At 64.1% G+C, this 7,171-nt stretch carries 7 protein-coding genes; 4 read left to right on the top strand and 3 right to left on the bottom strand.

The window, feature by feature from the left end; translation table 11 throughout:
• Positions 1-546: 546 nt before the first annotated feature.
• Positions 547-1,026, top strand: a complete 480-nt coding sequence (locus HUK65_RS13480; protein ID WP_179906792.1) for a fasciclin domain-containing protein — start codon at positions 547-549, stop codon at positions 1,024-1,026.
• A 63-nt stretch (positions 1,027-1,089) separates the two neighbouring features.
• On the opposite strand, the gene speB is transcribed toward HUK65_RS13480, so the two are convergent.
• Positions 1,090-2,061 carry an agmatinase gene (speB, locus tag HUK65_RS13475; RefSeq protein WP_179906791.1) on the bottom strand — a complete coding sequence of 324 codons (972 nt, stop codon included), beginning with the start codon at positions 2,059-2,061 and terminating at the stop codon, positions 1,090-1,092.
• A gap of 80 nt (positions 2,062-2,141) precedes the next feature.
• Here speB and HUK65_RS13470 point away from each other — a divergent pair, with 80 nt between their 5' ends.
• A complete protein-coding gene (locus HUK65_RS13470; RefSeq protein WP_179906790.1) occupies positions 2,142-2,915 on the top strand; it encodes an SDR family NAD(P)-dependent oxidoreductase in 774 nt (257 codons plus the stop codon).
• 63 nt (positions 2,916-2,978) lie between these two features.
• Here the strand turns inward: HUK65_RS13470 and HUK65_RS13465 are convergent, their stop codons facing one another.
• Positions 2,979-5,477 (bottom strand): GcvT family protein, encoded by a 2,499-nt coding sequence (locus HUK65_RS13465; protein WP_179906789.1) that lies wholly within the window; start codon positions 5,475-5,477, stop codon positions 2,979-2,981.
• Between the two features lie 257 nt (positions 5,478-5,734).
• Here HUK65_RS13465 and HUK65_RS13460 point away from each other — a divergent pair, with 257 nt between their 5' ends.
• Positions 5,735-6,025 (top strand): hypothetical protein, encoded by a 291-nt coding sequence (locus tag HUK65_RS13460; protein WP_179906788.1) that lies wholly within the window; start codon positions 5,735-5,737, stop codon positions 6,023-6,025.
• 142 nt (positions 6,026-6,167) lie between these two features.
• On the opposite strand, the gene HUK65_RS13455 is transcribed toward HUK65_RS13460, so the two are convergent.
• The gene (locus HUK65_RS13455) at positions 6,168-6,491 is read right to left on the bottom strand and encodes a 2Fe-2S iron-sulfur cluster-binding protein (RefSeq protein ID WP_179906787.1); all 324 of its coding nucleotides are present in this window, start codon (positions 6,489-6,491) and stop codon (positions 6,168-6,170) included.
• A 253-nt stretch (positions 6,492-6,744) separates the two neighbouring features.
• On the opposite strand from HUK65_RS13455, the gene HUK65_RS13450 reads away from it, so the two are divergent.
• Positions 6,745-7,125, top strand: coding sequence for a peptidoglycan-binding domain-containing protein (locus tag HUK65_RS13450; RefSeq protein ID WP_179906786.1), 381 nt, complete (start codon positions 6,745-6,747; stop codon positions 7,123-7,125).
• The last annotated feature ends 46 nt before the right edge of the window (positions 7,126-7,171 follow it).

Genomic DNA, 7,171 nt, shown 5'->3' with positions numbered 1-7,171 from the left:
CGCGATCCCCAGCAGCTCCCCGCCGCCGGTGAGCGCTATCTAGGTCCACAAACAAAACTCCGCAAGTGAAAAAAGACCATGAGGCACGAAAAAAACGACCCTCGCTGAAAGATTGCGCAAGATCATGGCCTTGCGCAAGGTTTGCTCTGCAAGCCGGCCTTGAGCTTTCGGAACCTGTCGCAGCGCGGGCAGGCCCCCTGCGCGCGGCCTGGCCGTCTCGCCCGTGCGACCCGGCGGATTCGGCGCGCGATTCCCGTCGCTCGGCCTGAATCGGATGGGCAAACAGTCATCCCGGCTTGCGGTGCGACCATCAGCGTCCGCGCGCCTGGCATCCTGCATGAACTGGCAGCTATGAGGGTCAGATCAGCCGATATTCTGACAAGTTATTGATTTGAAATCGGATAAACGCCGCGGCTTAGGCGCCGTGTTGCAGCTGTCCAGTCGGACTCACCTGATTTTGTGCGTCATCCGGACCCTCGAAGGCCGCGTAACCCTGCCGTTGACCAACTGCAGGACTGTCCTGCGCAAACGACAAAGGAGTTCACGATGCTTCGCAAGACTGCACTTTCGATCACCGCTGCCGCTGCCATTGCCCTGCCCGCGGCCAGCTTCGCCAGCGGTCATGAGTCGGATATCGTCGATATCGCCGTGGCCGATGGCAACTTCACCACGCTTGTTGCCGCAGTCGAAGCTGCCGGGCTGGTTGATACGCTGAAGGGAGAAGGCCCTTTCACCGTGTTTGCCCCCACCGATGAGGCCTTCGCCGCGCTGCCCGAGGGGACGGTTGAGGCCCTGCTGGAGGACATTCCGACCCTGACCGCGATTCTGACCTACCATGTGGTTCCCGGCGCGGTCATGTCCGGTGATCTGTCCGATGGCATGATGGCCGAGACCGTGAATGGCAAGTCGGTGACCATCGGCACCGAAGACGGCGTGACCGTCGATGGGGCCAATGTGGTTCTGGCGGATATCGAAGCCTCGAACGGCGTGATCCACGTCATCGATGCCGTGATTCTGCCCGAGTGATCGGACAGTATCGAGGACTGCATTGAGGATTGCGCCCCGCCCGTATGGCGGGGCGCTTTTGATTCAGGGTTTCAGACCCGGCGCGCTGACCATGGCGCAGAGCAGTTCGAACATGATCGACGCCCCCAGATAGGCGGTGCCGCCGGTCTGGTCGAAGGGGGGTGAGACCTCGACCAGATCCGCACCCACGATATCGACACCTGCCAGCAGCCGCGCGACCTCCAGCGCCTGCCAGGAATTCGGCCCGCCAACTTCGGGCGTCCCGGTGCCGGGGGCAAAGGCGGGATCCACGAAATCGATGTCATAGCTGACATAGGTCGGCCCGCTGCCGACGATGCCGCGCGCTTCCTCCATGATATCGACGGGGGTGCGGGTGTGGAATTCCTCGATCGGGATGACGCGGATCCCCTCGGCGCGGGCAAAATCGCGGTCCTCGCTGTCATAGGCGGTACCGCGGATCCCGATTATGCAGACCCGCTTGGGGTCCAGCAGCCCTTCTTCGACGGCGCGGCGGAAGGGGGTGCCGTGGGTATACATCTGGCCGTCGAAATAGCTGTGGAACAGATCGGTGTGGCTGTCGAAATGGACCATGCCCAGGGGGCGGTCCTTTGCCAGGGCGCGCAGGATCGGCAGGGTGCACAGATGGTCGCCGCCGCCGGTCAGCGGGATGATCCCGCGGGCGCGGATATCGGTATAGAAGTCCTCCATCCGGCGCAGGCTGTCGGCCAGATCGGCAGGGTTGGGGGTAACATCCCCCAGATCGGCGCAGTTCAGGGCCTCGAACGGGCGCACGCCGGTGACGCCATTCTGCGCGCGGATCATGGTCGATGCATCGCGCAGCGCGCGCGGCGCGTGGCGGGGGCCGGGCCGGTTGGTTGTGCCCCCGTCCCAGGGCGCGCCAACCAGGCCCACCTGCACATCGTCGATGCGGGGATGATCCGGCGGCACCACCGGCAGCCGCATGAAGGACGCCACCCCGGCAAAGCGGGGCAGCACAAAGCCCGAAACGGGCTGAAAGAAGGACTTGTTGGTCATGAGCGCCTCTGTCATTTCTGCCCCCATGTATACAGGTGGCGGCAGGCCTGTCACCCTGGTGGATCAATCGAGGCAATCCCATGCAAAAGAAAACGGCAATCGTCACCGGTGCTGCGCGCGGAATCGGTCTGGCAACAACACGGCTGTTCCTGAACGAGGGCTGGCAGGTCGCCATGATCGACCGCGACGCCCCGGCGCTGGAAGACGCCGCCAGCGGTCTGGACGGGGCGCTGCCCTTTCTGTGCGATGTCTCGCAGCCCGATCAGGTTGACGCCACCCTGCCCCGCATCATCGATGCCTTCGGCGGGGTGGATGCGCTGGTCAACAATGCCGGCATCGCCGATTTCGGCCCCATCGCCGAAACCGATTTCGCCCGCTGGCGCCGGGTGATGGAGACCAATCTGGATGGCGTATTCCTGATGTCCCAGGCCGCGCTGGGGCCGCTTTGCGCCCGGCGCGGCGCGATCGTCAACATCGCCTCCATCTCGGGGCTGCGCGCCTCCACGCTGCGGGTGGCCTATGGCACATCCAAGGCCGCGGTGATCCAGCTGACCAAACAGCAGGCCGCCGAGCTGGGCGAGTTCGGTGTGCGCGCAAACTGCGTCTGCCCCGGCCCGGTGCGCACCAAGCTGGCGATGGCCGTCCACAGCCAGGAGATCATCGACGCCTATCATGACGCGATTCCCCTGAACCGCTACGGGTCCGAAACCGAGATTGCCGAAGTGATCGTCTTTCTGTGTTCCGGGCGCGCCAGCTATGTCAGCGGGCAGGTGATCGCCGTGGATGGCGGGTTCGAAAGCACGGGTGTCGGCCTGCCCGCCCTGCGCACAGATGACACCATTCCCACCGGGTAACCGCCCGGGGACAGCCACGCCGAAAAGAAGGGGCGCCCAAAGGCGCCCCGATGTCGTGATGGCTCAGCCGTCCTTGCGGATGGTCTCGTTCTTCGGGTCATAGGGGCTGTCACAGGTGACAGTCGCCTCCCACAGCCGGTCGAACATCCGAACCTTCAGCGTCTGGCCTTCGACCGCCAGATCAGGGCGCACGTAGCCCATGCCGATGGATTTGCCAAAGGCCACCGAATACCCGCCCGAGGTCAGGCGCCCGACCTTTTCCTCACCCAGATACAGCGCCTCGCGCCCCCAGGGATCGGCATCGGCCGGGCCATCAATCAACAGCGTGCAGCATTTGGAGCGGATTCCGGTGGCGGCCATGGCGTCCTTGCCGTGGAAATCCTTGGTCATGTCCACGAAGCGCGGCAGATCGGCCTCCAGCGGGGTCGCATCGCGGCCCAGTTCGTTGCCAAAGGCGCGGTATGACTTCTCCTGCCGCAGCCAGTTCTGCGCCCGCGCGCCCACCAGCTTCAGGCCCACACCCTCACCCGCCGCCATGATCTGGTCGAACAGGTAATTCTGCATCTCGATGGGGTGGTGCAATTCCCAGCCCAGTTCGCCCGTATAGGCCACGCGGACGGCCCGGACCGGGCACATGCCCAGTTCGATGTTGCGCACCGAAAGCCAGGGGAAGCGCTTGTTGGACAGCACGGTTGCGGGGTCGGCATCCCTGACCAGCGGGTTCAGCAGGTCGCGCGCGCGCGGCCCGGCCACGGCAAAGACACCCCATTGCGTGGTTACGTCATGGATGTCGATCCAGCCGAAATCGGCCATCCTGTCCTCGGCGGCCTTGCGCAGGAAGTCCCCGTCATAGGTGGTCAGCGCGCCCGAGGAGATCAGGTAATATTCGTTCTCGGCCAGCCGGACGATGGTGTATTCGGTACGCGTGGTGCCGGCCTCGGTCAGGGCATAGGTCAGGTTGATACGCCCCACCTTCGGCAGTCGGTTGCAGGTGAACCAATCCAGAAACGCCGTGGCGCCGGGGCCGCGGACCAGATGTTTGGTAAAGGCGGTGGCGTCGATCATGCCGACGCCCTCGCGGATGGCGCGGGCCTCATCGACCGCATATTGCCACCAGCCGCCCCGGCGGAAGCTGCGCGCGTCATGGTCGAACCCTTCGGGCGCGTCCACCGGGCCAAAGTAATTCGGCCGCTCGAACCCGTTGACACAGCCGAACTGCGCGCCAAGCGCCTTTACCCGGTCATAGCAGGGCGCGGTGCGCAGGGGGCGGCAGGCCGGGCGCTCTTCATCCGGGTGGTGCAGGATGTAGACGTGTTCGTAGGCTTCCTCGTTCTTGCGCGCGCCGTATTCGGTGGTCATCCAGTCGCCGTAGCGCTTGGGGTCCAGCGATGCCATGTCGATCTCGGCCTCGCCCTCCACCATCATCTGCGCCAGGTAGTACCCGGTGCCGCCCGCGGCGGTGATGCCGAAGCTGAAACCCTCGGCCAGCCACATGTTGCGCAGGCCGGGTGCGGGGCCCACCAGCGGGTTGCCATCGGGGGTGTAGCAGATCGGCCCGTTGTAGTCGTCCTTCAGCCCCACGGTTTCCGAGGACGGAATCCGGTGGATCATGGACATGTATTCTTCCTCGATCCGCTCCAGATCCAGCGGGAACAGATCGGCACGGAAGCTTTCGGGCACATCATAGAGGAAGCGTGCGGGGGCATTGCGCTCGTAAGGGCCAAGAATCCAGCCGCCGCGTTCCTCGCGCACATACCATTTGGCATCTGCATCGCGCAGGACGGGGTGTTCGGGGTTGCCCGCCGCACGGTAGTCGCGCAGCGCGGGGTCGGGTTCGGTGACGATATATTGGTGTTCGACCGGGATCGCCGGGATCTTGATGCCCAGCAGACGCGCGGTGCGCTGGGCGTGGTTGCCGGTGGCGGTGACCACATGCTCGGCGGTGATCTCGAAACGCTCGTTCGAGGGGACAAGGTTCCCGCCCTTCTCCACCATCTTCGTGCAGGACACGATCCATTCGGAGCCGGTCCAGCGGTAGCCATCCACCTGCACGCGGCGCATGATCTCGGCCCCGTGCTGGCGGGCGCCCTTGGCCATGGCCTGGGTCACATCGGCCGGGTTGATGTAGCCATCGCTGGGGTGGAAGATCGCGCCCTGCAGATCCTCGGTCCGGACCAGCGGCCACCGCTCCTTGATCTGCGCGGGCGTCATCCACTCATAGGGAATGCCCACCGTCTCGGCGGTGGCGGCATAGAGCATGTATTCATCCATGCGCGCCTGGGTCTGGGCCATGCGCAGGTTGCCCACCACATAGAACCCGGCGTTCAGGCCTGTCTCAGCCTCCAGCCGCTTGTAGAATTTCACGCTGTAGTCATGGATGTGGCTGGTGGCATAGCCCATGTTGAACAGCGGCAGCAGCCCCGCCGCATGCCATGTGGACCCCGAGGTCAGCTCATCGCGTTCCAGCAACAGGGTGTCCCAGCCCGCCCTGGCCAGATGATAGGCAATCGAGGCCCCCACCGCCCCACCACCGACAACAAGGGCTTTGACATGCGTTTTCATGGCGCTTCTCCAGCACGGAATTCTGGGCCTTCATTGCCGCAATTCCCCCGGGCCGGAACAAGCCCCCACGACGCCTGAACGCACGAAAGCGACAAGCCCGCCGGGGTTTTGCGACGGGTGATCGGCGTGGGGGCACGCAGCATCCTGTTTCGGACAAAGCTGCAAATCAACATATAGACGCCGACATACGTTCAAACGCAACATGCTTGATTTTGTCCATGCTTTGTTCTATATTGAGGGTTGAAAGGAGCGTGACCATGACCGAGCAGTCCCAGCTTCCGCCGACTGAAAAGCAACTGGCCTATGCCCGCAAGCTGGCCCTGCGCAATCAGGTGATCGTGCCATGGGAGGCGCAGCAAAATCGCCTGAGCCTGAGCCGCTGGATCGGCATCCAGGCCGCCCTGCGCCCTGCCGAACGGCCCAACACCCCCAGCAACAAGCAAGTCGCCTTTGCCGAAAAGCTGGCCCGGATCAAGCGGCGCCAGGTGCCCGAGGAATGCTTTCGTGACCGGGGCCTGATGTCGCGCTGGATCGACAGCAACCGCTGAGCGGCAACCTGAAGGCGCAGAGCTGGGCGGTCGCATCACGCCATGCGCAGCCCCGGCCGTTTTCGGCCGCCCGATGACGCGGGGATATATCCTGCAGAACGCCAAGGCGCGCTGCCGCGGCCGAAACGCCCGGCGCCGCCTGTCAGATCTGCTTTTCGGGCATGAAGACCTTCAACCCGTCCAGATCGTCAGAAACCTTGATCTGGCAGGTCAGACGCGAGCGCTCGGCGTCAGGCTCATAGGCAAAGTCCAGCATATCCTCTTCCATCGCATCCCGTGCAGGCAGTTTTTCAACCCAGGCGCTGTCCACATAGACATGGCATGTGGAACAGGCGCAGGCGCCACCGCAATCGGCCTCGATCCCCGGAATGCCGTTGTCGCGCGCGCCTTCCATCACGGTCATGCCGTTGGCCACATCGACCACATGCTCGGTGCCGTTGAATTCCACATAGGTGATACGTGCCATGCCTTGCCTCTTGCCGAACCAAACTGCGCCATCGGGCGCCCCGCGTTCGACATAAGGCAGCAGATCGGGTTTGACCAGTCATCCGGGCACCAGCCTCACGCAGCGCGGTGCTGCAATTTTTTCCCCAGCCCTGCCCCAAAAGCGCCTGATTTCGGCAACAGATTGTTTCCTGCTTCAAGAATCGGCCTGGAAACATCAGACTGTCACCATGCGCAGCAGAAAACGGATATCGCGAAAGACGGTCGCAGGCGCCATGATCGCCTGTGCAGCCGTGCTGGGCGCCTGTCAGACCGCAGACATGCCAATGGAGGTCACGCGCGGCCTGGGCACTGCGGAGGTCACGCAGATTTCGGACCGCCAGGCCCATGGATGCTGGGGGCACACCGATGTTCCGGGTCAGTCGCTGGTGCAGACCCCCTGCCCCGAGGATGTGACCCCCGCCTTTATCGAATCGCTTCAGCGGGCCTTGTCGGTGCGCGGCTACATGGCGCCCGAAATCACCGGTGATGCCGATGATCGCACCCGCGCCGCTGTGCAGGCCTATCAGGCCGCACGCGGTTTCAACAGTCCGATCCTGTCCCTGCAAACCGCGCGAGAGCTGGGCCTCGTCCCCTATGATGCGTCGGAGTTCTGACAGCTGGAGGCGCGCGTGGTGACTGCCATGGCAGACATCCGCTGCG

This window comes from Rhabdonatronobacter sediminivivens (genome assembly GCF_013415485.1).
Lineage (GTDB): Bacteria > Pseudomonadota > Alphaproteobacteria > Rhodobacterales > Rhodobacteraceae > Rhabdonatronobacter > Rhabdonatronobacter sediminivivens.
Note: the sequence above shows the minus strand (reverse complement) of the source record. Positions and strands in the feature narration are given on the sequence as shown.